The organism is Paenibacillus tianmuensis (genome assembly GCF_900100345.1).
Classification (GTDB): domain Bacteria; phylum Bacillota; class Bacilli; order Paenibacillales; family NBRC-103111; genus Paenibacillus_G; species Paenibacillus_G tianmuensis.
In genome coordinates, this window is record NZ_FMTT01000014.1 from 85,188 (window position 1) to 109,057 (window position 23,870).

Genomic DNA, 23,870 nt, shown 5'->3' on the forward strand with positions numbered 1-23,870 from the left:
AATTACGATATAGAAAGTAAACAAAACGAAGCTAAACGGTGAATGACTATGGAGGGTTTACTGCCTTATGAAGGACACTGCTGCGCGTGAGATGGCCAACCATTATCTGAACCGCGATTTAAGCTGGATCGAGTTTAACTGGCGCGTGCTGGAGGAGGCGCAGGACCCCGACACGCCGCTGCTCGAACGCGTCAAATTTTTATCGATCGTTTCTTCCAATTTAGACGAGTTTATGAGCGTCCGCGTAGCCGGGATCAAGGATCAGATCAAAGCGGGCCATACGAAAAAAGATTTCACCGGCTACACGCCTGCCGGACTGTTCAAACGCGTCATGAAGCGCTCGTCCAAAATGGTAACGGAGCAGTATAAGACGTACCGGGACGTGATCCGGCAGCTCGGCAAAGAAGGCATTATTTTTACCGAATACGACGATTTGAATGCGACCCAACGCAAAGCGATGGACGAATATTACCACGCCATCGTCTTCCCTGTGCTGACGCCGATGGCGGTCGACCAAGCGCGGCCGTTTCCGCTGGTGCGGACTCAGGCTTTATATTTGGCGGTCGTGCTGATGAAGGAAGGGGACGACCCGGAGGACGAACCGTATTTTGCTATCCTGCAGGTACCGTCCAATTTAAGCCGTTACCTTGCGGTGCCCGGACGAACCAACAGTAAGAAGCGCGAATTCATTCTCATGGAAGAGCTCATCGAAAAGCACATATATACGCTGTTCAGTGGCTATATTCCGATCTCGGTCCATGCGTTCCGGCTGACACGCAACGCGGACTTGACGCTGAACGAGGAAGGCGCCGAGGATTTGCTGGAGGAGATCGAAATCCAGCTCCGCAAGCGGCGCTGGGGGACGCCGGTCCGGCTGGAGGTGCAGAGGGGCATTCACCCGTATGCGCTGGAGCAACTGACGGAGGAGTTCGAGATTGTTGAGAACATTTTTGAAATCGACGGCCCGCTCGACCTGACGTATTTTATGAAAATGGCGTCGGCGCTTCAAGGCTTCGATCATTTGCGCTACAGCCCGATCCAACCGGTATACCCTTCCGAGCTCGACGATGTCGAGGATCTGTTCGCCAAGCTGCGGCAGCAGGATGTGCTCGTGTATCACCCTTACGAGTCGTTCGATGCCGTCACCGATTTTGTACTTCAAGCGGCTTACGATCCGCAAGTGCTCGCCATCAAAATGACGCTGTACCGGGTCAGCGGCAATTCCCCGCTCATCCAAGGGCTTGCCCGTGCAGCGGAGTCCGGCAAGCAGGTGACGGTTGTGGTGGAGCTGAAGGCGCGGTTTGAAGAAGAGCGCAACATCGCTTGGGCGCGCAAGCTGGAGCAGGCGGGCTGCCATGTCGTTTATGGGCTCGTGGGGCTGAAGACGCATGCCAAAATTACGCTGGTCGTCCGGCAGGAAGCCGATGGGCTGAGGCGGTACGTGCACGTGGGCACAGGGAATTACAATGACAATACGGCCAGATTGTACACCGATGTCGGCTTGTTTACTTCACATAAGGAAATCGGAGAGGACGCTTCTGCGTTATTCAACGAGGTGACCGGATATTCGGCGCCGCACAATTGGAAGGCGTTCGGCGTGGCGCCTACGGACATGATGGATAAGTTGTTCGAGAAAATTCGCCGCGAAGCGAAGCACGCTGCCGAAGGCAAGCCCGCGCGAATCATCGCCAAGTTCAACTCGCTCTCGAACCAGCAGATGGTCGACGAGCTGTATGCGGCTTCGCAGGCGGGGGTCGAGATCGATCTGATCGTGCGCGGCGTATGCTGCCTGCGGCCCGGTGTTCCGGGACTGAGCGAGCGGATAACGGTGCTCAGCATCGTCGACCGGTTCTTGGAGCACTCGCGCATTTTTTATTTCGAGAACGGCGGGGAGCCGGAAGTGTACATCGCCAGCGCGGATTGGATGACCCGGAACCTGACGCGACGCGTCGAGCTGATGTGTCCCGTATTTGACAAAAGCATCCAGAAGTCGCTGATCCATATATTGCGGCTCAACTTGAAGGATAACGTGAAGGCGCGACAGCTCCAACCGAACGGCATGTATAAACATGTCCGCGCGGAAGGAGGCAGGCCGCAGCTTCGCAGTCAATTTGTTGCCATGCGCATCAGTTCGTGGAAAACGACGACTCGTGAACTTTGAGCTGCTGTCCCCACGTATTTTTAAATTCTTTTTGCAGTCCGAGGACCTCTCTGTATTCGGCGGAGGGGTCGTGCTTTGCTTTCAACCGCAAATGCAGCGCCTTGCTCTCCGAGAACGCGGTCGTCACTTCCAGCGCTTGCGTCTCGCTAATATCGAGAGCGACGGCGAGCTTGAGCAGAGTGCCGAGCTTTGCGATCAGATCGGTATCGGTTTTTTTCAAAATATCTTTGTGATGCTGCACGGCCTGTTGGGTCCGTGCTTTTGTTTTGTATGAAGCGGTCAAGGCGCAGATCAGAATCTCTCGGTGGGTCAGACCGTCGATGCGCGTGTGCGCAATCATATGGAAGGAATGCTTCGGATACTGGTAATAGCTAAGCGACGCCCCGATCCGGTACAGCTTGGCCGCTACGATCAGACACAGACGCGCGCGCGGATCGAAGCGCTGCTTTCCCGCCTCCGTCAAGGCGTCGAACAGCTTCAAGGCCGTCCAGCTCACCTGCGAGAGATGCGCCCGAGGGGCCGTCGAATGAAGGGCGAGCAGGTTGTCTGCACTTCGCTCGGCCATATGCTTTAGCTCCGTGTCGACAGGATAAAAGCTTTCAAAGAACAGGCCATCCCGCAGGCCCGCGCCGCTGACGACATAGTGCGAAGCGCCGGCTGCCTGGAAGATCGTCTGAAGAATCAGCAGCCCCGGGATGATAATATCGTAGCGGTCTTTGGACAGACCGTCGATTTTTTTGCGTTTTTCTCCGGGCATGAGCGGGAGCCAGGCGGCGAGCTCGTCCACTTCGGCGGCGGAGATCGTATAATTATGCGTAAGCGGCAAGGAATATTTGCGCTTGCGCTGATTGATTTTGCATAGCGTCCGTACGCCGCCTCCGAGCCCGACGAGCGGCAGGCCGGGAGCCTGTCGAATCCAGGGCTCGCAGGCAATCGCGTCCTCGACCATCTGGCAGATGCCCTGCAGCTGTTCTTCGTGGAATTCGCCGTTTGGCGCAAACTTGCGCGTCGTATTGACCGCCCCGAAAGGAAACGATACGCTGCGGATCAAGGTGCGGTCGCGAAAGAGCGAAATTTCAGTGCTTCCCCCGCCGATGTCGACAAGAAAGCCGTCCGCTATATCCATCGTTTGGATCATGCCCAAGAAGCCGAGTCTGGCTTCGTCCTCCCCGGACAGCAGCTCGACGTGAAATCCGCTTTCGCGCCGCAGCGTGTTCAGAATCTCTTGCGAATTCGCCGCATTGCGAATGGCCGCCGTGGCGGCTACCCGGTATTCGGTCACTTCGTGAGCGTGACATATCCGTTTAAAATGCGACAAAACCTGTACGATCACTTGAACATCCTCTTGAGCCAATGTCCCGTCGGCGCCGATCCGCTGGCTTAAGCGAGCGGACTCCTTGAATTCGCCGATCACGCGGTACGCTCCGCCTGTCGTCTGTTCGTTTACGGCTAACCGGATCGAGTTGGAGCCGATATCAATGATGCCGATTCGCCGGCTGTTGTTCATGGCTGGTCCTCCTGCTAACGGGTGAAAGTTAGTTTTATTTTACCGTTACGGCGGAGGGAATGTCCACTGAGCCGCCCCCGATAAACTCCCCTAAGGGGCAAAGGAACGAACTGCTTACTCCATTGGTCTTCGCCGCGTTTTCCCGCTCCTTACCCATAAAGACATTGATTCCTTATGATTTATTATGAGTTAATATGAGTATAATGAAACTGGGCGAAGCCTTTACAGACGGGTCTTTATTCAGGTTGAGTACATAGGATTCAGCCGACAGATAGCATATGTTTATGGTGCTGATAATGAACTTTTATGTCTGAATTTGTTCACTTTAGTATCTAAATACTTTATATTAGACTTATGTGAATTCGAACGCTAAAGGAGAGATTATCTTGACTGCTACCAAAGGTTTGGAAGGAATTGTAGCCACAACGTCCTCCATCAGCTCCATTATCGACGGTGTGCTCACCTATCGCGGCATCAATATCGACGACCTTGCAGAGAACGCCACGTTCGAAGAGGTCGTATACTTGCTATGGTACGGCAAGCTTCCTAATCGCTCCGAGCTGGATCAATTAACGAAAGAACTGAGCGACAACGCTTCAGTTCCTGCCGAAGTGATCGAACAAATCAAATTGTACCCGAAAGACGTCAATTCCATGGCCGCGCTTCGTACCGCCGTTTCCAGCTTGGCGTTGTACGATGCCGAGGCAAACGATATGACTCCGGAATCCAACCTCCGCAAAGCGATCAAGCTGCAGGCGCAGCTGCCGACGATCGTAGCGGCATTCTCTCGCATCCGCCAAGGCCAAGAGCCGATCGCGCCGAAATCCTGTACTTCCGTTGCCGAGAACTTCTTGTATATGCTCACGGGCAAACAACCGGAAGCCATCGCCATCCAGGCTTTGGACAAAGCTTTGGTGCTTCATGCCGACCACGAGCTGAACGCTTCGACGTTCGCCGCGCGCGTAACCGTTGCGACGCTGTCCGATATTTATTCGGGCATGACGTCCGCGATCGGCGCGCTCAAAGGCCCGCTGCACGGCGGCGCCAACGAAGCGGTTATGGCGATGCTCGAAGAAATCGGCACGGCGGACAATGTGACCAGCTATATCAACGATAAGCTGGCCAACAAGGAGAAAATTATGGGCTTCGGCCATCGCGTCTACAAAAACGGCGACCCGCGCGCGAAGCATCTCCAGAAAATGTCCCAGGAGCTCGGTAAAATTACCGGCAACATGAACTGGTACGACATGTCCATTCAAATCGAAGAAATCGTGACGGGCCAAAAAGGGCTGAAGCCGAACGTAGACTTCTATTCCGCTTCCGTCTACACGACGCTCGAGATTCCGCGCGACTTGTTTACGCCGATCTTCGCGATCAGCCGTACGTCCGGATGGACGGCGCACATTCTCGAGCAATTTGACAATAACCGCCTCATTCGTCCACGCGCCGAATATACGGGACCTTCACATCAGGCCTTCGTTCCGATTGAGCAGCGCTAATCCGGCACGGGATGCCCGCACCTGCGGGAAGAAATAAAAAAGCAGCTATCCTACGGGTGGCTGCGGCGTTATCGGTCTTCTAAGAAGGGGACGGGCGCCGCTGCTCCCGTATCTTTTTGACATCATCATCCCTATTCCATGGAGCTCGTGTTGCAGCGGCTCCAAACCACTCCAAGGAGGCTTACCTATTCATGGCACAATTCGAACAATACGCACTTCCGACTGAAGGCGAACGCATCACCATCACAAACGGCAAACTGAACGTTCCGAACAATCCGATCATTCCTTTCATCGAAGGCGACGGCACAGGTCCGGACATTTGGGCGGCTTCCAAGCGCGTATTGGATGCAGCGGTAGAGAAAGCATACAAAGGCGAGAAGAAAATCGCATGGTACGAAGTATTTGCAGGCGAGAAAGCCTTCAACAAATACAATAACTGGCTGCCGAGCGATACGCTGACGGCGATCCGCGAATATATCGTAGCGATCAAAGGACCTCTGACGACGCCAATCGGCGGCGGTATCCGTTCCCTGAACGTTGCGCTTCGTCAAGAGCTGGATCTGTATGTGTGCTCCCGTCCGGTTCGCTACTTCAAAGGCGTGCCTTCCCCGGTAAAACGTCCGGAGCTGGTGGACATGGTTATTTTCCGTGAAAATACCGAGGACATCTATGCCGGCATCGAGTGGGCTGCAGGTTCCGACGAAGTGAAAAAAGTGCTTGCTTTCATGCAAAACGAAATGGGCGTAAAGAAGATCCGCTTCCCGGAAACGTCCGGTATCGGAATCAAGCCGGTATCTTCCGAAGGCTCGAAGCGTCTGATCCGCGCCGCGATCGAATATGCGATCGAGCATAACCGCAAGAGCGTGACTCTGGTACATAAAGGGAACATCATGAAGTTTACCGAGGGCGCGTTCAAAAACTGGGGCTACGAGCTCGCCGAGCAAGAGTTTGGCGACAAAACGTTTACTTGGGCTCAATACGACAAAATTAAAGAAGAGCAAGGCGTTGACGCGGCGAACAAAGCGCAAAAAGACGCGGAAGCCGCCGGCAAAATCATCGTAAAAGACGCGATTGCCGACATCGCCCTGCAGCAAGTGCTTACTCGTCCGACGGACTTCGACGTCATCGCTACGCTCAACCTGAACGGCGACTACCTGTCCGACGCTCTGGCTGCTCAAGTTGGCGGTATTGGTATCGCTCCGGGTGCAAATATTAACTACGTAACCGGTCATGCGATCTTCGAAGCAACGCACGGTACGGCTCCGAAATACGCAGGTCTCGACGTTGTAAATCCGGGCTCCGTTATTTTGTCCGGCGTTATGATGCTGGAGCACCTGGGCTGGCTGGAAGCAGCTGACCTGATCTACAAAGGAATGGAAACGGCAATCAACAACAAAACGGTAACTTACGACTTCGCCCGTCTGATGGAAGGCGCAACCGAAGTGAAATGCTCCGCGTTTGCTGACGAGATCATCAAGAGTTTCTAACCCTCCAAACCTCCCTTACAAGGGAGGCCCCAGGGGTTTCGGCCCCTGGACGACGAAAGTTGTCGGCATGCAGGGTAGAGGCGCACCCATGGGGCGTTTGAGAATGGAACGCGTTTGTCTGCGGGCGGCCCGGCTGAAGCCAGGCGCCCGCAGACACGCTTTCATGCGTGCACGGGCGTTTATGCGTTAGGTTGGTGTAGGAACGCGTTTGTCCTCGTGCGCACGAGCTGGCGCCGTGCTGCACAAGGACACGCTTCCATGCGCTTCCATGCGTCACTGATCATACGTCAATGATAAAGACTAAGCCAAAGTCATATGCTAATTCCTAAAATTGAATCATAAAATTAATGTGCGATAAAGCACAAACCAATGGGAGGAATTGATTATGGCAATCCAACGTAATAAAATTACGGTTGTCGGCGCAGGTTTCACGGGTGCGACAACAGCGCTGATGCTGGCGCAAAAAGAACTCGGTGACGTCGTATTGCTGGACATCCCTCAACTGGAGAACCCGACCAAAGGGAAAGCGCTGGATATGCTCGAAGCTTCCCCGGTGCAAGGGTTCGACGCGAACATTGTCGGCACGTCCAACTATGACGAGACCAGCGGTTCCGACATCGTGATTATCACGGCAGGGATTGCCCGCAAACCGGGCATGAGCCGCGACGACCTCGTGAACACGAACGCAGGTATCGTGAAATCCGTTTGTGAAAATATCAAGAGAACGAGCCCGCAATCGATCGTGATCATCCTGAGCAACCCGGTAGACGCCATGACGTATGTCGCTTACCAAACGCTCGGCTTCCCGAAAAACCGCGTTATCGGCCAATCCGGCGTGCTGGACACGGCCCGTTACTGCACGTTCATCGCGCAAGAGCTGAACGTTTCCGTAGAAGACGTGCGCGGCTTTGTACTCGGCGGCCATGGGGATGACATGGTTCCGCTCGTTCGTTACTCCAATGTTGGCGGGATTCCGATCGAGAAGCTCATTCCGGCTGACCGCATCGAAGCAATTGTGAAGCGTACGCGTACCGGTGGCGGCGAGATCGTGAACCTGCTTGGCAACGGTTCCGCTTACTACGCACCGGCTGCTTCCATCGTGCAAATGACGGAAGCGATCTTGAAAGACAAGAAGCGCGTTCTGCCTTCCATCGCTTTGCTCCAAGGCGAATACGGCTATGACAACCTGTTCATGGGCGTACCGACGCTGCTTGGCGGCGACGGCATCGAGAAAGTGTTCGAGCTGGAGCTGCTTCCGGAAGAGAAAGCGGCACTCGACAAATCCGCAGAATCCGTACGCAACGTCATCAAAGTCGTTACGGGCTAATCGCATAGTATCTGTTCAAAGAAAGACCTGTTTTCGCCGAAAGGCCGAAGCTGGTCTTTTTTTATTTTCAGAAGGAACGAGATCGGACTACGCTCGGCCAGAGCGGCAGACGAAAGGGATTGAAAGCCTTGGCAATCCATGGTACGATACAAAATGACTGACGAATCAGTCATAATGCCGGGATCTGCCGTGAGGAGAGTCCCAGGAGAGGTGAATTCGCCATTGGCTGTAGAGAAGAGAGATAAAATCGTCGAGTCGGCGCTGAAGCTTTTTGAGCAAAAAGGGTATCACAGCACTAAAGTGTCAGACATTGTGAAGGATGCAGGCATGGCGCAGGGCACGTTTTATCTTTATTTTAAAGGCAAGGAAGATTTGTTCCGCTGCGTGGCGGAGGAGTGCTTGAAAGAAATCGTCGTCGCGCTTGAACCGAAATCGTTGGATCCTTGCGAATTGCACAACGACAAGATGCACGATCGTTTGATCCGGGAAACACTCACGATTTATTACCATAATCGGACCATACTTAACATTTTGAAGCGGCATGGCGCCGCCTCTCCGGAAATAGCGGACATCTCGAAGCAGTTTTACGGCAATGTTTGCGAGGTTGTCAAGGGCATATTCAAGCATTTCAATGTCTATCCCGGGTATACGGAGGAGCAGTTGGATATGACCGCGTATGCGGAAATCGGGATGGTGGAGCTGGTCGCTTACCAGTGGTTCATCGAAAAAGGATACGGTCTGGAAAAGATTGACCCGCTTGCCGAGGTGCTCGTCGGGATCAACGTCAATGCCCTGCCGAAAATGGATGTGAGCGGAGGATGATCGCGAAGCTGCTGAAGTACCGCAAGGTGACGCTGCTGTTTTTCGTGATAGCGGTCGTGCTCGGGGTGTTCAATATTTTCACCTTGAAGCAGAGGGAGAATCCCGAGATCGAGATCACGTATGCGTTAGTGAAAACCGTCTATCCGGGGGCTTCGCCGGAAAAGGTGGAGCAGTTCGTCACCCGTCCGCTGGAAAATAAAATTAAGGAAATCAGCGGAATCAAGGTTATCAGCTCCACTTCAGCCGCCAACTTGTCGGTCATTCAAGTCGAGCTGAAGTCGGATACGGATATCCGCAGGGCGTGGGACTCGCTGCGTCAAAAGGTGCAGTCCGCACAAGGAGACTTGCCGGAAGGCGCGCGCCAGCCGGAAGTGAACGACGACTTAAGCAAAATTGCGGCGCAAATTTTGCATTTTGTCGTGGAGACGCCGGAGGAGCTGGAGCCGCTGCGGACGACGATGGACCACTGGAAAAAGCAGCTTGCGACCGTCCCCGGCGTGAGCAACGTCGAGGTCGTCGGACTGCCAAAGCAGGAAGTGGCGATTACGCTCGATACCGATAAGCTGGATACGCTCAGGCTGCCATGGGGCATCGTAGCGCAATCACTGAAAAATAAGCATGACCGGGTGCCGCTCGGAACGGTGAACAAGGACGCAAAGCAGTATTACGTCAATATGGGCGGAGAATGGAAATCCGCCGAGGATATCGCGAATACGGAGCTTCTGGGACTGCCTCCCGGTAAAGCGCTGAAAATTAAAGACGTCGCCGAAGTCAAGCTGAGCTCGAAGAAAAAAGAAGTATCCATCTTACATAACGGAAAGCCTGCCGTCGATCTGGTCATCAATACGGAGAAAGGCACGGATGTTCCGTCGCTGCAGAATCGCATCGATAAGAAGGTCGCGGAGCTGAAGCCGAAGCTGCCGGCCAACGTGAAGATCGAATCGCTGTTTACGCAAAAGGAAAGTCTCGACCATCTGTTTAACAAGCTGGGCAAAGAACTGCTGATGGGGATTCTTTCGGTTATCGTCGTCTGCTCCCTCGGGCTGACGTTCGGCACTTCGCTGATCGTGGCTTTGGCCATTCCGGTGTCAATTACGGTCGGTTTTATTCCCGTCGAGGCCATGGGAATCGATCTGAATCAGATTACGATCGTTGCGATTGTTATCGTGCTCGGCATTCTGGTCGACGACGCCATCGTCGTGAACGATAATATCCAGCGCCGCCTGCAGCTGGGCGATGATCCGGCTACGGCCTCGCTGGAGGGAAGCCGCGATGTTGCTATTTCAATCCTGACGGCGACGATTGCGACGGCTGCTGCGTTTTTGCCGCTGTTTTTCCTGCAGGGCAACATCGGCAGCTTCATTCGCCCGCTTCCTGTCGTCATTTCGCTATCGCTTGCGGCTTCCATGGCGATGTCGCTGACGATTGTTCCGATTTTCCGCCAATGGGTGGGTGAACGGCGGCTTCGCCGCAAAGGCTCCAAGACCGAGCCAACCAAAGGTGCTGTGGCGGCGTCCGGAAGCGAAGGGACGGACACTCCGGGTCTGCTCGGCAAGCCGATCGCAAGGCTGAGTGCCTTTTACGGAAAGCAGATTCACCGCTTCTTGCGTCGTCCGCTGCTGACCGGGCTCGCTGCGCTGCTGCTGGGCACCTCCGCCTTCGGATTGCTGCCGCTGCTTGGGGCAGAGTATTTCCCGCCTGCGGAGAAGGAAGAGATGCTCATTGATTTCAAGCTTCCGTCCGGCCGTCAGTTTGCGGAAACGGAGTTTACGATCCGCAAAGCCGCGGCATGGATGGAAAGGCAGCCGGGCGTGCGTTTTGTCTCGGCTTATGCCGGGAGAACGGCCCCGCATTTTTACTACTCGGAAGCGGATCAGACGGGCATTTTGATCGGACAGCTGTTCGTTAAGGTCGATACGAAGCAGTTGAACACGAAAGCGGTCGTCGTGCAGTGGCGGGAGCAACTGAAGGCGATGTTCCCCTCCGATGTGGAAATTACGCCGCGGAAGCTGGAGCAAGGACCGCCTGTCGGCGCGCCGATCGCCTTACGCATTAGCGGCAGCGAGCTGTCGGAGCTTCGCCAGATTGCGGCGGACATTCAAGGGATGCTGAAAGAAATCCCGGGTACGATCAGCGTAACCGACGATGTCGGAGAGGCCATGAACACCTACGAGGTGGAGCCGGACCCGGCGAAGCTGAGTTTATTCGGCGTGAACGAAAAGGATCTTTCCACGACGCTCAGAATTGCAACCGAAGGGCTGGAAGTGTCGGAGATGCAGAAAGGTGAGGACCTGATCGACGTGACTCTGTACGCCAAGATGCGTTCCGCCGACCCGGTGGAGACGATGAAGAAAATGTACGTTTCGACGCAAAAAGGCGGTACGGTTCAAATGCGCGAGCTGGGAGATATCCGCACCAGCCAAATGATCAAGTCGATTCATCACCGCGACCAGACCCGGACGATTACCGTGCGCAGCTATACGCAGGACCGGCTGGCGGACGATATTGTGAAGGATCTGCAAGCGAAGCTGGGAAGCTATAATGTTCCTGCAGGCTATGCGATTCAGTTCGGTGGCGAAAACGAGGAGCGTAATGAAGCGTTCGCCTCGATTGGAAAGCTATCGGTTATCGTTATTTTGCTGATTTACATCATTATGGTCATGCAGTTTTACTCACTGTCGATTCCGTTGCTTATTCTTTCGACCGTCTATTTGGCGGCAGGCGGCGCGATCATCGGTCTGTTTCTTTCCGGTTCGCCGATCGGCTTCATGGCGCTCATGGGGCTCGTCAGCTTGGCGGGCATCGTGGTGCGGAACGGGATCATTCTGATCGAATTTATCGAGCAGGCGCGCGAACGCGGACTGCCGCTGTACGAAGCGGTAGCGGAAGCGGGGAAAGCGCGGCTCCGGCCGATTCTGCTGACGACGGCCACGGCGATCGGCGGCTTGCTGCCGATGACGATTATGGGCGGAAATTTATGGCGCCCGATGGGAATTACGATTATTTCCGGTCTGCTGTATTCGACCATACTGACGCTGATCGTCGTGCCGTCGCTGTTCGTGATTTTGCAGAAGTGGCGCGACAAACGCGCGGCGAAAGCGGGTAAAGCGGTTCATCCGTAAGCCCGGTTTGCATTTGCTTAGGAAGCTCGTATTCTTGTATACTAGGGGAGAGAGAAAACGTGGTTGAATAGGGAGGGTTCCGGGATTATGTATCAAGTGTTTTTGTATTTACATGTGCTCGGCGCCATAATGATGGGCTTTTATCTCCTGTTGCCGTTTTTGGCAATGCGGGTGGAGGCGCTGCAATCGGGAACGGCGCAGTTCGGTTTTTTGAATGTGTTGTTTGCCGCTAACCGAGCGGGGCAGTTGGCGCTCGTGATCGCATTATTGTCCGGCGGTTATATGGTCAGCAAGGCGCCATATTCGGTGCTGTGGATGGTGCTGGCCGTCGTTCTGTTCCTCGCGATCGGGGCGCTGACAGGCATTCTCGGCAGCAAAATACGCAAGGCGCTGCAAGATCCGGCGGGCGGCAATATCAAGGCTCACATGGGTTCTATCAAGTCGCTTAGCGTGATCAACGGCATCATCTTCTTTCTTGTCGTTACGCTGATGATGTTCCCCTTTTAGTTCAGGTTAGAGTATAAAAAGGCCGGGATAACAACCCCGGCCTTTTTTGCGTATCTTTATTCGCTGGAAGTGACGGACGGAGGGTGCAGCCGCTCCATGCCATTCATGTACGGGCGCAGCGCCGACGGAATCCGGATCGAGCCGTCCTCGGCCTGATGATTTTCCAGCAGCGGGATTAGGATTCTCGGCGAAGCGACGGCCGTATTGTTGAGCGTATGGCAGTAGCGCAGCTTGCCGCCCGAATCGCGATACCGAATGTTCGAACGGCGCGCTTGGAAGTCGAGCAGGTGGGACGACGAATGGGTTTCGCCGTAGGCTTGGCGGCTCGGCATCCAAGTTTCGATGTCGTACTGCTTATACGTTTTTTGCGACATATCGCCGGTGCAGACGGCCATGACCCGGTAGGGCAGCTCCAGAAGCTGCAAAAGCTCTTCCGCGTTGCTCGTGATGGCTTCCAGCAGCGGTTCGGAACGATCAAGCTCGGCTTCGCACACGATAACCTGCTCCACCTTGGAAAATTGATGCACGCGGTATAAGCCGTACACGTCTTTGCCTGCCGAGCCGACTTCGCTTCGAAAACACGATGAGACGGCGGCAAGCATGAGCGGCTCGCGCACATCGACTACCTCATGGCTGTAATACGAAACAAGCGGCACTTCCGAGGTGCCGACCAGCCACTTGTCTTCGTCCGCGATCCGGTACACCTGCTCTTGGCCGAAGGGGAAGTAGCCCGTATGGGTCAAGGCATCGGCGCGTACGAGCAGTGGAACTTCCAATAGCGTAAAGCCCCGGCTTAGCAGCATATCCACCGCAAGCTGCTGTACGGCGCGGTGCAGCAGGGCTCCGGGGCCCCGCAGGTAATAGTTGCGGGTTCCGGCCGTCTTGACGCCGCGCGGGATGTCGATCATCCGGTGAAGCTCGCCAAGGGCTACGTGGTCTTTGGGCTCGAAAGCGAACGCGGGCGGCGATCCGTTACGCCGAATTTCAATATTGTCGGCATCCGAACGTCCGACAGGCGTGTCGGGAGAAACGAAGTTCGGGATGCGCAGCATCAACTGATCGAACTGCCGTTGCACCTCGGCCAACTCCGGTTCCGTCTCCGCCAAGCGGCTGCCCAGATCCTTCACGTTGCGTTTCAACGGCTCGGCTTCTTCATGGCCTCCCGAACGGACGAGTGTGCCGATCTCCTCCGACAGCTTGTTTCGGGCATGGCGCAGCTTCTCGGTCTCTTGAAGCAGATTGCGTTTCTTCTCGTCCCAGGCGAGCAGCTCGGCGACGGAAACGGCGATTCCTTTTTGATCGGCGACCGTTTGTACCCTCTCGTGATTTTGGCGAATCCAGTGAATGTCTAACATTGTGGTACCGCTCCTTTTTGTGGAAAATGACAAAAAGCGCCCTCTATCCTTTTGGGACGAGGAGCGCTTGTCTCGCGGTGCCACCCAACTTGACCGGACAGCATGGTGGTCCGATCCGCTTTGGTTCCGCGTTAACGGGCGGGCCCGGTTCACTTGAGGGACGGTATCGGTCCCTTTAACGAGAACGCCTCCGAGTTGGATACTCTTCATAGGCAAATGGTCAGTCATTCAATTTGTTGTAGTATAGCTTATTCGGGTAAAGGATTCAAGTGCAGAGCAGCAAAGAAACCGTCAGACTGGGTTCAGGCCCGCTTTGGATTGACCGGTCACTGCTGTTTTTGTACAATTAGGCTAGAGATGCAGGAGAGGGGAATTTACCCAATGGCAGGCACTTTGTAATGGTTGACGAACCGGATAGCGCACGATCCCGATTAGTTTTACGGGAGAGGTGTGCCTGTCTGTCGCCATTACAGGGACGCTTTGGGAACGAGTTCGACACCCGGCACGCGGATACCTTGTGGTATTCGCTTTTTTTAGTTAATCCGGGAATTGTTGCATCTCCGGTAGCTCACACTATTGCGTTCCATCTACACGGAGGGGATTGGATGAACGAGAAAAGATTGCAAGGCAAAGTCGCTATTGTGACTGGAGTGAGCCGCCGAAACGGTATCGGTAGCGCCATTGCCCGCGCGCTGGCGGAAGAAGGCGCCGATTTGTTTTTTACCCATTGGCACAAATACGATGAAGCTCAGCCTTACGGAAGCGACCGGGACTGGCCGAGGCAGATAGCCGAGGAGCTTATCGCGCTAGGGGTAAAGACCGCGTCGATGGAGCTGGATTTATCTTACAATGACTCGGCGATTCGGCTGCTGGATGAAGTGCAGCACCGGCTTGGCACCCCGTTTATATTGATCAATAACGCTACGCATTGCGAGGAAGTCGGCTTCGAGGCGCTGAATGCAGATATTCTCGATGCGCATCACGCCGTCAATGTTCGTGGCACATGCATGCTTTCAGTGGAATTTGCCCGCAGGTTAAAAGGCGGGAGCGGCGGACGGATCATTAATCTGGTATCGGGACAAGACAAAGGTCCGATGCCGGGAAATCTGGCCTATGTCGCGACCAAAGGGGCCATCTCGGCGTTTACTGTCTCGCTCGCCGCGGAGCTGGCCCCGCACCGGATCACGGTCAATGCGGTCGATCCCGGACCGACCGATTCGGGATGGATGGACGAAGCGCTGAAGCGGACCCTGCTTCCCAAATTTCCGATGGGACGCATCGGACAACCGGAAGATGCTGCAAGGCTGATCCGTTTTCTGGCCGGCGACGACGCCCGGTGGGTGACGGGACAAATCATTCATTCGGACGGCGGATTTTGGGGCTAAGGCTTTCGTTCGCAAAGTTGCCGCCGCTGCGGAGGTTGGATAAACTTAGAAGAGAATCGAATTAGCCCTGAGAGAGGAGCAATAAACACACATGAAACTAAGCCTGTTGGATCTTGTTCCTTTGCTTGAAGGGGCGGATGCCGTGACCGCTTTGGCGCAAGCGCGCAGACTTGCCCAGACGGCGGAGAAGCTGGGGTATTCACGCTACTGGGCCGCGGAGCATCACGATTTGCCGGGGCTGGCCTGTCCTGCGCCGGAAGTGCTGCTGTCGCATATCGGTGCGCACACGGAGCGGATACGGCTCGGCTCCGGGGCGCTGCTGCTGCCGCATTACAAACCGATTAAGGTGGCCGAAACGTTTCGGCTGCTCGCGGCGTTGTATCCCGGGCGGATCGATCTTGGAATCGGTCGGGCCCCGGGAGGCTCGGCGCATATGAGTATGGCGCTGAGCGGCAACTTTTTGGAAAACGTCCGGCAGCTGCCCGAATCGCTTCGTTCTTTGTCCGCCTTGCTTGTTGACGAATTTCGCGTGGAGGATGTGCCGGTCCGGGCGATGCCCGTTCCTCCTGCCGATCCGGAGGTGTGGCTGCTCGGGACGAATCAGAAGAGTGCCTCGTATGCCGCGGAGTTCGGGGCCGGATTCGTCTTCGGCCAATTCATGAGCGACCGGGACGGGGCGGAAGTGCTTTCCGCCTACGTTCGGGAGTTCCGGCCAACGTCCTTGGGAGCCGCCCCGCGTGCGATAATGGCTGTGAGCGTCCTCTGCGCGGATACGGAAGAGGAGGCGCACAGGCTCGCGTCCGAAGCGAAGAAGCTGCTGCAGCCGGAGGGCGGCAGCGGAGATGACCGGCCCAAGCCGATGATCGGAACGCCTGGACAAGTGAAGGCGGCATTGGAGCAGCTGCATAGGGATTGCGGCTTCGACGAATTGATGATCGTGACGTTGGGGCCCGACTATGAAAGCCGCCTTCGTTCGTACGAGCTGCTGGCGGATGCCGTATGGGGAGCTGCGGGAGGCATCAATACAGCTTGAACCGTTCGATGTGTTCCCCAAGCCCTTCCTTCTGCAAAATTTCGATCTGCTTCGGTCCGATCAGGTCGTAGTGCGGGAAGCTTTCGCGGTCGTGGATATACCGGGGATTCAGTCCGTTGGCTTCGCACCATGCGATGAGCCGCTTCATATCCGAGCATCCGACCTTGGTGACCGAATGAAACTGCGGGAAGCGCGGGTCGAACCAAAAATGGGTTAAAAAAGCGATCTCCCCGCGTGTGACCGCTTCTTTCCACTGAACGAGCTCTTTTCTTTTAATACCGAATGCCATAAGCCGGTCATCCTTATCGATGGGTTCATTATTGTTTTATTATGACGGATGGAACGGTCTACTTCAAATGTAAAGGAGAAAGCGGAAATGAAAGAGAGAAAAAGAAGAGACCAAGTCGAGCCGCAATCCACTTGGAATTTGGCCGATTTGTATGCAGGAGACGAAGCTTGGGAAGCCGAAATGACCAGCATCGTCGAATCTCTCCCGTCCATGGGGCGCTTTCAAGGGAAGCTGCACGAAGGGGGTAGTCGGCTTCTGGAGTGTCTGGAAGCGCAGGAGGCGCTGCACATCCGGCTTTTGCGCGCCGCGACGTATGCCCGCTTGCAGCTATCCGGCGACGGAACGAACCCGGCGTACCAAGCGAATTCCACCCGGGTCGGAGATGTCGCTGCGCAAGCGGAGGCCGCGCTTTCGTTCATTCGCTCGGAGCTGCTGGAGCTGGCGGACGGATGGCTGGAGCGGTACATCGGCGAAGAACCGAAATTGGAGCCGTTCCGCAAAAGCTTGACGGAATTACTGGAAACGAAGCCGCGCCGGCTGCAGGCGGAGACGGAAGCGGCCCTGGCGTCGCTCGGGGAAGTGATGGGCGCCCCCTATACGATCTATCAGCGAAGCAAGCTGTCGGATATGTCTTTCTCTTCCGTAGAGGACGGCGAGGGCGTAACGCGGCCAGTTTCGTTCGCGCTGTACGAAACCGACTACGAGTTGTCGCCAGATACCGTGTTGCGCCGGAATGCTTACCAGTCGTTTACCGGGACGCTGGAGTCTTACCAGAATACGTTTGCCGCGGTCTATGCCGCCGAAGTGAAGAAGCAGACGGTCATTTCCCGGCTGCGCGGCTACGAATCCGTGACGCATATGCTGCTCCAGCCGCAGCAGGTCACGATTCCGATGTATCATAACATCCTGGATATGATCCGCACGGAGTTGGCACCGCACATGCGGCGGTTGGCCCGGCTGAAGCAGAGGGTGCTCGGATTGGACCACATCCGGTTCTGCGACTTGAAAGCTCCGCTCGATCCGGAATTCAGTCCTTCGGTCACGTTCGAAGAGGCGGGGCGGACGATTCTGGACGCTCTGCGGGTGCTGGGGCCCGAATATACGGAGCTTATGGAGCAGGCGCTGACCGGGCGCTGGATCGATTACGCTGACAATATCGGCAAGTCGACTGGTGCCTTCTGCTCAAGTCCGTACAGCACGCATTCCTACATTCTGATCACGTGGGCGGGCAACATGCGCAGCGCCTTTACGCTGGCGCACGAGCTGGGGCATGCGGGCCATCTGATGCTGGCCGCGCGCAATCAGCGGTATACGAACTTCAGGCCATCTACCTATTTTATCGAAGCGCCGTCGACGATGAACGAGCTGCTTCTCGCCCGGCATCTGATGGAGCAGTCCGACGATCCGCGTCTGAAACGTTGGGTGATTCTTCAACTTCTGAATACCTACTATCATAATTTCGTCACGCACCTGCTGGAAGGCGACATGCAGAGCAGGGTGTATGAGGCGGCGGAAGCGGATAAGGCGCTGACGGCGAAAAAGCTCCGCGAGCTGAAGGGGAGCGTGCTGTCGGAGTTCTGGGGAGATGTGGTCGACATCGACGCGGGAGCGGAATTAACCTGGATGCGCCAGCCGCATTATTATTTGGGGCTATATCCGTATACGTACGCCGCGGGCTTAACGGCCTCGACGGCCGTAGCCGGGCTCATCCGCGAGGAAGGGCAGCCGGCCGTGGATCGCTGGCTCGACGTGCTCAAGGCCGGAGGCACGATGCGGCCGCTTGAGCTGATGAAGCTCGCCGGCGTCGATTTATCCGAGCCGCAGCCGATTCGCAGCGCGGTCGCCTATGTCGGTTCTTTGATCGACGAGCTGGAGCAGCTGTTTTGACGAGTGATGCCTGATAAAAAATGGAACATGAACGAGGCTTGGGCGTGGATAAGCAGGAGTAGTCGATTTCGACGGTTATTTTCTACAAGTCCATATGTCGCAACGAGGAAGAGCCGCGCAGCTATGGCCCTCCCATGGTTTCCATGCCTCTTAGGGTTCGATTTTATCCGCCGTTTGGGAAAGCCGGCCGGTTACAATCTGGACGGCGATGGCGTCGTCTAGATACCCTAAGGGAAAGACGTAGTCGGGGATAATGTCCGCCGACAAAATAAAGTAAAGCAGAGCGCTGCCGGCGATCGCGCGCCGCTCCGGCGTCGTATCCTCCCGGCAGTACAGCTCATGCAATTGCCTCAGCTCGTCGATAAAAGGCCCGGCGCCGTTGACGCTTTCCACCTTCGTTCGGAAATCGTCGACGATGATTCGCTGTCCTTCCTCGGTCATGGCATATTGCTCGTATTTGCTCAATTCCTTGCTTACAAGCTCGGTTGTAAACTGCTGATCGAACAAGTTGGACGAGAGAAGAACATCTTTGATGCTTTCGACGGAGGCGTAAATATCCGAGCTTTGTTCCGACTGGCGGGAACCAACGTCGAATCCGGCCGCTTGAAACAGCTGCTCCGTCGGAACGCCGAGATGGACGGCGAACTGCTGCAAGTGGTCGGGCTTTGCCTGCTGCTTGCCGTTGGCGATACGCGAAATTGTCGCCGTATCGATTCCGGTAAGCAGGCTTAGCTTGCGCATGGATAAGGAACGGCCTTTTAACAGCGATTTTAAGGTTGAGCCCAGCTCCGGTTCTTTTTTCTTGTCGGACATCGGTTATTCCTCCCGATTGCTTGTGTTGAGTACGCATATTGAAAAATTCTCAATAAGTGTTGAGACGGATAGGCACATTTTTACCGAATCCTCAATATGATGCCAATATAAAGCGAAAAGGAGTGAAACATCATGACATGGTTGCTTATCGTAGGTTTTGCCGTCTCGTCGAGTTTGGATAATTTGGGTGTGGGGATATCCTATGGGATCCGGAAAATCCGCGTCGGCGTGTTGTCGAATCTGCTCATCGCCATCATTTGTTTTCTGTTCAGTGAGACGGGGATTTTATTCGGACAGTGGCTTTCGAACATTCTTCCGGGAATGTTTCCGGTTCTGGTCAGTGCTTTTATTCTGATGGTCATCGGGTTGGGCGAATCGGTTGTTCTGGGCATCGCGCTTTCGGCGAATGCCGTCACGAACGGCCTGAGCGCAGGGCTGCTCGGTTTGTCGCCACTGGCCATCTCGCTGACAGCCGCGCAAGGAAGCTTCATTTCCGTATGGTTCGGCGTTATTATAGGAAGGAAGGTTGCGGGAGTTCGCATCGGGGCCTTCACCTTGGGACAATTCGGCACGTTGATCAGCGGGGTTATCCTTCTGGTGATTGCAGGCAACTCGCTGTTTGGCTAACGGAAGCTGCCCCTTCCCAAGCAACTTGTCTTTACTATACTACGGGCAGTGGGTACTTGTTATGACAGGAATGGAACGAAAGATAGGAGAAAAGCAGTCTGGCGCGGGTTCGCGTCGGACTGCTTTTTCTTTAGGGCTATAGTTCGTCGAGCGTCTTCTCCAGACTCGGAGCCAAATGCTGCAGGAAATAGTCCAGCTCGGGCATGTTCATCGCTTCAATCGATTGTTCGATCTGCTTCTTCGCCATGGTGAATTCACGGTTGCCGGCGGACAGTTCGGACACGCATTTGAGATAGGCGTCCAGAAGATCGGCGCCCTTGACGTATTGTTTCAGCTCGGGATCGGCATCCTTCTTCGCAACGATCAGCGGGTCGTACACGTGTCGCAGCGGCTCCGGAACCATGTCCAGCAGACGCTCGGCGGCAAGCTGCTCGATCTCGCGGAAGTTGGAAAGTATCTTCGGATTATGGTGCTTCACCGGCGTTGGAATGTCTCCCGTGAAAACCTCCGTCGCGTCGTGGAACAACGCCATGCTGACGGCGCGCTCCGTCGGCACCTGCTTGCCGTACACCTCGTTGGCGATCGTGCAAAGCACATGAGTCAGAATCGAGACGTGAAAAGAGTGCTCGGCGACGTTTTCCTTCAGCACGTTTCGCATCAGGCTCCAGCGCTCGATATACCGCAGTCGGTATAAATAAGCTAAAAAATTACTTTCCATCCATCATCATCCTAGATTATGAATTCAGCTTCGGTTTCCTGCGTGCATCCGGTCACGCCTTCGTATCGATCGTTCGGCGCAAAGCGAAGCTTTGTACATTTGGATTATACACGATTTGTCCCCCGACTGCCTGTTCTAAATCTTTCAGAGTGATAAAGATTTTATTGTTTTTCGATGTCGGCGGTTTGTGAAGCGTCAGCGTCCGGCCGTCCGGCGCGGTTAGCTTCGTGCTGCCTGCCGCCGCAAAAACGCGGTGTTGGTCCCCGTCTGAATATGCTATTATAGATTTATGCGTTTCCATGTTATCAAGTATCGTTTTTGCGAAAAACGAAAGGAGTCTTGTGCCATCATGCAGCATTTTCAAGAGAGCATTTATCAATTGATCGTTGAAACGTCCACGAACCTTCCGGCCGACGTCCGGGAAGCGATTCAGTCCGCCCGTGCCCGGGAGGATGCGGGTACGCGCTCCGCGCTTTCGCTGTCCACGATTGCAAACAACATTCAGATGGCGGAGTGCAACGTGTCGCCAATCTGTCAGGATACGGGAATGCCGACGTTTATCGTTCATTGTCCGGTCGGCGCGAACCAGATCGAGATGAAGAAGCAGATTATCGCCGCTGTTGCCCAAGCGACGAAGGACAGCAAGCTGCGGACGAACTCCGTCGATTCGCTGACCGGCGCGAACAGCGGGGACAACATCGGTCCGGGCACCCCGGTCATCCACTTCGAGCAGTGGGAACGGAATGAAATCGAAGCGAAGCTGATCCTCAAGGGCGGCGGCTGTGAAAATAAGAACATTCAATACAGCCTGCCGACCGAACTCGAAGGCCTTGGCAAAGCGGGCCGCGACCTCGACGGCATCCGCAAATGCATCCTGCATGCGGTATATCAAGCGCAAGGCCAAGGCTGTAGCGCCGGGTTCATCGGCGTAGGCATCGGCGGCGACCGGACGACCGGCTACGAGCTGGCGAAGCACCAACTGTTCCGGTCAGCCGACGACGTCAATCCGAATGATGAGCTCCGCAAGCTGGAAGACTATATTCTGGATAACGCCAACAGGCTCGGCATCGGAACGATGGGCTTCGGCGGTCAAGTAACGCTGCTCGGCTGCAAGGTCGGCGTCATGAACCGGCTGCCGGCAAGCTTCTTCGTCTCCGTCGCGTACAACTGCTGGGCGTTCCGCAGACAAGGTGTACTGATTGATCCGGCAACGGGCGCGATCACGAAGTGGGCATACCGCAAGGGCGAAGAGCTGCCGATGCAGAAAGACGAGCCGGCCGCCGCGTCCGAGTCGGACGAGCGCCGCGAAGTCGTGCTGCAGACGCCGATCTCCGAGGAGCAGATCCGCCAGCTCCGCGTCGGCGACGTCGTGATTATCAACGGACCGATGCATACGGGCCGCGACGCGCTGCACAAATATTTGATGGATCACGATTCTCCGGTGGATCTGAACGGCGCGGTGATTTATCACTGTGGACCGGTTATGGCTAAGGATGCGGAAGGGAATTGGGTCGTGAAAGCGGCAGGCCCGACGACCAGCATCCGCGAGGAGCCTTACCAAGGCGACATTATTAAGAAGTTCGGCATTCGCGCGGTCATCGGCAAAGGCGGCATGGGCGCCAAAACGCTCAAAGCGCTGCAGGAGCATGGCGCTGTATACATGAACGCCATTGGCGGCGCGGCGCAATATTATGCGGAATGCTTTAAGAAAGTGGAAGGCGTCGACTTCATGGAATTCGGCATTCCGGAAGCGATGTGGCATCTCCAAACCGAAGGCTTTGCGGCCATCGTCACTATGGATTCCCACGGCAACAGCCTGCATGCGGACGTCGAGCAAGAATCACGCGAGAAGCTGGCCCAGTTCAAAGAACCGGTCTTCGTGTAAGGCCCGGCCATGGGCATGGGTTCATTCGGTGTCAGGCTGAACGCCTGGATACAAAAATATTTGTCCGTCATTGTCCCGGTATCGTTGATACTGGGGTTTCTTTTGTCTCATGATATGAATAGCTGGACAGCGGCGGTGCCGCTGCTGTTCGCATACTTGATCTTCGTCATGGCATCATTTCACTCGGGTTTGTGCTGGCGCTCGTCCCTTTACACAAAATTAACTGGCGCTCCATAGGCTGAACAAGTACGATATGGATTGAGCCTCCAACACGGCTAAAGCCGAGGGATTCTTAGCTAGTTAACGCACGCAGGCCATTTCTGTTTTGTGCCGACTGCTAAGTTAAGAGCTAGCTCATTAGCTCATCCTAGATCAGAGCGTATAGCTATCTAGGCTGATAGACTGTTACCATCTATCACAGGTTGGCGCATGATGTTGATGGCTCCAACTCTGTCGCGGTGCGCGCGATACCCACATGAACACTCATACGTTCGGCCCTTTGCCTTGTTCCGTTTCTCGCAGCTTGGGCACGTTTGGGAGGTGTACGCTGGATTGACTTCGATGATGCTAATCCCCGCCAATGCCGCTTTGTATGCGATAAACGTTTGCAATTGATAGAACGTCCAGTTATGCAAGTTTTTTGCGTTTTTACGACTTGTTCTTGTCGTTTGGCGAAGGTTCGTCAGCTTCTCCAGCTTGATGACCGATACTTGTTCTTCAATCGCCATGTTCACGATCTTACGGCTGATTTTGTGGTTTTGGTCTTTCATGTAGCGATGTTCTTTATTTTCTTGCTTACGGATCGCAGACAGCTTCTTTAACTTGCCCATCTTTCTTCTGCGCTCTTTGTATTTGCGGCGTATGTACTTGTTCTGTCTGCCGTTGCCAACAAATTTCGTCTTCCCTGTTGAGGTGACGACAACGGCAGGGATTTTTATGCCCAAATCAATGCCCATTATGACATCGCCGGTTGCTTGTTCTGTCTTTCGTTCAATAGAAATTTGTACGTACCACTTGCCCGACTTCTCAACTATTTTTAAGAGGCCAAGCTTGCCGCTGGAGAGCAACCGTTGTTCGCGTTCCATTACATGAGCCGAAATCTTGAGCCGCTGTACGTTCCCATCCAATATCACAGGAGATGCAACGCTATGGTCCCCAAGTGAATAGTTCTGGTTATTGACGTAGTAGGCTCTACGCTTTAGAATCGGACGTTTTCCTTGCTTTTTCGTCTTGTTATGAATGCTTCGCGCATCTCGAATGGCTTGGTTCTTTACTGCGGATGGAAGTTTGGCATCGACATCCTTGGAGGTGAGCTTCGGAAAGGTGCCCGATGCTTCCGCTTGTTCGGTGAGGAGATTGACCGTTTTGATGTATTCGTCCCCCATCTCCTTCAGCAGGGAAACATCGTTTGGGAAAATTCGAATTTGAACGGTTATGGTTTGCATG

19 protein-coding genes are annotated in these 23,870 nt (G+C 54.9%); 12 read left to right on the forward strand and 7 right to left on the reverse strand.

Annotated features, from left to right (window positions below; genetic code table 11):
* Positions 1-67: 67 nt before the first annotated feature.
* The gene (gene ppk1, locus BLO51_RS11645) at positions 68-2,161 is read left to right on the forward strand and encodes a polyphosphate kinase 1 (RefSeq protein WP_090671427.1); all 2,094 of its coding nucleotides are present in this window, start codon (positions 68-70) and stop codon (positions 2,159-2,161) included.
* Here ppk1 and BLO51_RS11650 read toward each other — a convergent pair.
* Positions 2,127-3,668, reverse strand: coding sequence for a Ppx/GppA phosphatase family protein (locus BLO51_RS11650; RefSeq protein ID WP_090671431.1), 1,542 nt, complete (start codon positions 3,666-3,668; stop codon positions 2,127-2,129). The genes ppk1 and BLO51_RS11650 overlap by 35 nt on opposite strands.
* A gap of 386 nt (positions 3,669-4,054) precedes the next feature.
* Between BLO51_RS11650 and citZ the strand changes: the two genes are divergently transcribed.
* The 6 genes from citZ (at position 4,055) to BLO51_RS11680 (ending at position 12,432) form a co-directional block, all read left to right on the forward strand.
* On the forward strand, positions 4,055-5,167 hold the full coding sequence (gene citZ, locus BLO51_RS11655) for a citrate synthase (RefSeq protein WP_090671435.1): 1,113 nt from the start codon (positions 4,055-4,057) through the stop codon (positions 5,165-5,167).
* A 191-nt stretch (positions 5,168-5,358) separates the two neighbouring features.
* Positions 5,359-6,654, forward strand: coding sequence for an NADP-dependent isocitrate dehydrogenase (icd, locus tag BLO51_RS11660; protein WP_090671438.1), 1,296 nt, complete (start codon positions 5,359-5,361; stop codon positions 6,652-6,654).
* Between the two features lie 385 nt (positions 6,655-7,039).
* Positions 7,040-7,981 carry a malate dehydrogenase gene (gene mdh, locus BLO51_RS11665; protein WP_090671442.1) on the forward strand — a complete coding sequence of 314 codons (942 nt, stop codon included), beginning with the start codon at positions 7,040-7,042 and terminating at the stop codon, positions 7,979-7,981.
* Between the two features lie 210 nt (positions 7,982-8,191).
* Positions 8,192-8,803 carry a TetR/AcrR family transcriptional regulator gene (locus BLO51_RS11670; protein ID WP_245719634.1) on the forward strand — a complete coding sequence of 204 codons (612 nt, stop codon included), beginning with the start codon at positions 8,192-8,194 and terminating at the stop codon, positions 8,801-8,803.
* Positions 8,800-11,925, forward strand: coding sequence for an efflux RND transporter permease subunit (locus BLO51_RS11675; RefSeq protein ID WP_090671449.1), 3,126 nt, complete (start codon positions 8,800-8,802; stop codon positions 11,923-11,925). The genes BLO51_RS11670 and BLO51_RS11675 overlap by 4 nt, the downstream gene beginning before the upstream one ends.
* Before the next feature lie 87 nt (positions 11,926-12,012).
* The gene (locus tag BLO51_RS11680; protein ID WP_090671452.1) at positions 12,013-12,432 is read left to right on the forward strand and encodes a hypothetical protein; all 420 of its coding nucleotides are present in this window, start codon (positions 12,013-12,015) and stop codon (positions 12,430-12,432) included.
* A 56-nt stretch (positions 12,433-12,488) separates the two neighbouring features.
* Here the strand turns inward: BLO51_RS11680 and serS are convergent, their stop codons facing one another.
* Entirely contained in the window at positions 12,489-13,787 is a 1,299-nt protein-coding gene (gene serS / locus BLO51_RS11685; protein WP_090671453.1) for a serine--tRNA ligase, read from the reverse strand.
* 605 nt (positions 13,788-14,392) lie between these two features.
* On the opposite strand from serS, the gene BLO51_RS11690 reads away from it, so the two are divergent.
* Both BLO51_RS11690 and BLO51_RS11695 read left to right on the forward strand, forming a co-directional pair.
* Complete coding sequence (locus tag BLO51_RS11690; RefSeq protein WP_090671456.1) at positions 14,393-15,172, forward strand: SDR family oxidoreductase; 780 nt, start codon at positions 14,393-14,395, stop codon at positions 15,170-15,172.
* 91 nt (positions 15,173-15,263) lie between these two features.
* A complete protein-coding gene (locus BLO51_RS11695; protein ID WP_090671459.1) occupies positions 15,264-16,205 on the forward strand; it encodes an MsnO8 family LLM class oxidoreductase in 942 nt (313 codons plus the stop codon).
* On the opposite strand, the gene BLO51_RS11700 is transcribed toward BLO51_RS11695, so the two are convergent.
* Positions 16,192-16,494, reverse strand: a complete 303-nt coding sequence (locus BLO51_RS11700; RefSeq protein WP_090671462.1) for a hypothetical protein — start codon at positions 16,492-16,494, stop codon at positions 16,192-16,194. The two genes, BLO51_RS11695 and BLO51_RS11700, sit on opposite strands and share 14 nt — an antisense overlap.
* A gap of 87 nt (positions 16,495-16,581) precedes the next feature.
* Here BLO51_RS11700 and pepF point away from each other — a divergent pair, with 87 nt between their 5' ends.
* Positions 16,582-18,381 (forward strand): oligoendopeptidase F, encoded by a 1,800-nt coding sequence (gene pepF, locus BLO51_RS11705; protein ID WP_090671465.1) that lies wholly within the window; start codon positions 16,582-16,584, stop codon positions 18,379-18,381.
* A gap of 150 nt (positions 18,382-18,531) precedes the next feature.
* On the opposite strand, the gene BLO51_RS11710 is transcribed toward pepF, so the two are convergent.
* The gene (locus BLO51_RS11710; protein WP_090671466.1) at positions 18,532-19,194 is read right to left on the reverse strand and encodes a DUF1232 domain-containing protein; all 663 of its coding nucleotides are present in this window, start codon (positions 19,192-19,194) and stop codon (positions 18,532-18,534) included.
* Between the two features lie 132 nt (positions 19,195-19,326).
* Between BLO51_RS11710 and BLO51_RS11715 the strand changes: the two genes are divergently transcribed.
* Entirely contained in the window at positions 19,327-19,821 is a 495-nt protein-coding gene (locus BLO51_RS11715) for a manganese efflux pump (RefSeq protein WP_090671468.1), read from the forward strand.
* A 136-nt stretch (positions 19,822-19,957) separates the two neighbouring features.
* On the opposite strand, the gene yfbR is transcribed toward BLO51_RS11715, so the two are convergent.
* Together yfbR and BLO51_RS11725 are read right to left on the reverse strand one after the other, a co-directional pair.
* Positions 19,958-20,539 (reverse strand): 5'-deoxynucleotidase, encoded by a 582-nt coding sequence (yfbR, locus tag BLO51_RS11720; protein ID WP_090671471.1) that lies wholly within the window; start codon positions 20,537-20,539, stop codon positions 19,958-19,960.
* Between the two features lie 52 nt (positions 20,540-20,591).
* Complete coding sequence (locus BLO51_RS11725) at positions 20,592-20,840, reverse strand: hypothetical protein (RefSeq protein WP_090671474.1); 249 nt, start codon at positions 20,838-20,840, stop codon at positions 20,592-20,594.
* A gap of 48 nt (positions 20,841-20,888) precedes the next feature.
* Here BLO51_RS11725 and BLO51_RS11730 point away from each other — a divergent pair, with 48 nt between their 5' ends.
* On the forward strand, positions 20,889-22,424 hold the full coding sequence (locus tag BLO51_RS11730; protein ID WP_090671477.1) for a fumarate hydratase: 1,536 nt from the start codon (positions 20,889-20,891) through the stop codon (positions 22,422-22,424).
* Between the two features lie 389 nt (positions 22,425-22,813).
* Here the strand turns inward: BLO51_RS11730 and BLO51_RS11740 are convergent, their stop codons facing one another.
* Positions 22,814-23,869 (reverse strand): RNA-guided endonuclease TnpB family protein, encoded by a 1,056-nt coding sequence (locus BLO51_RS11740; protein WP_090671484.1) that lies wholly within the window; start codon positions 23,867-23,869, stop codon positions 22,814-22,816.
* Position 23,870: the final 1 nt, after the last annotated feature.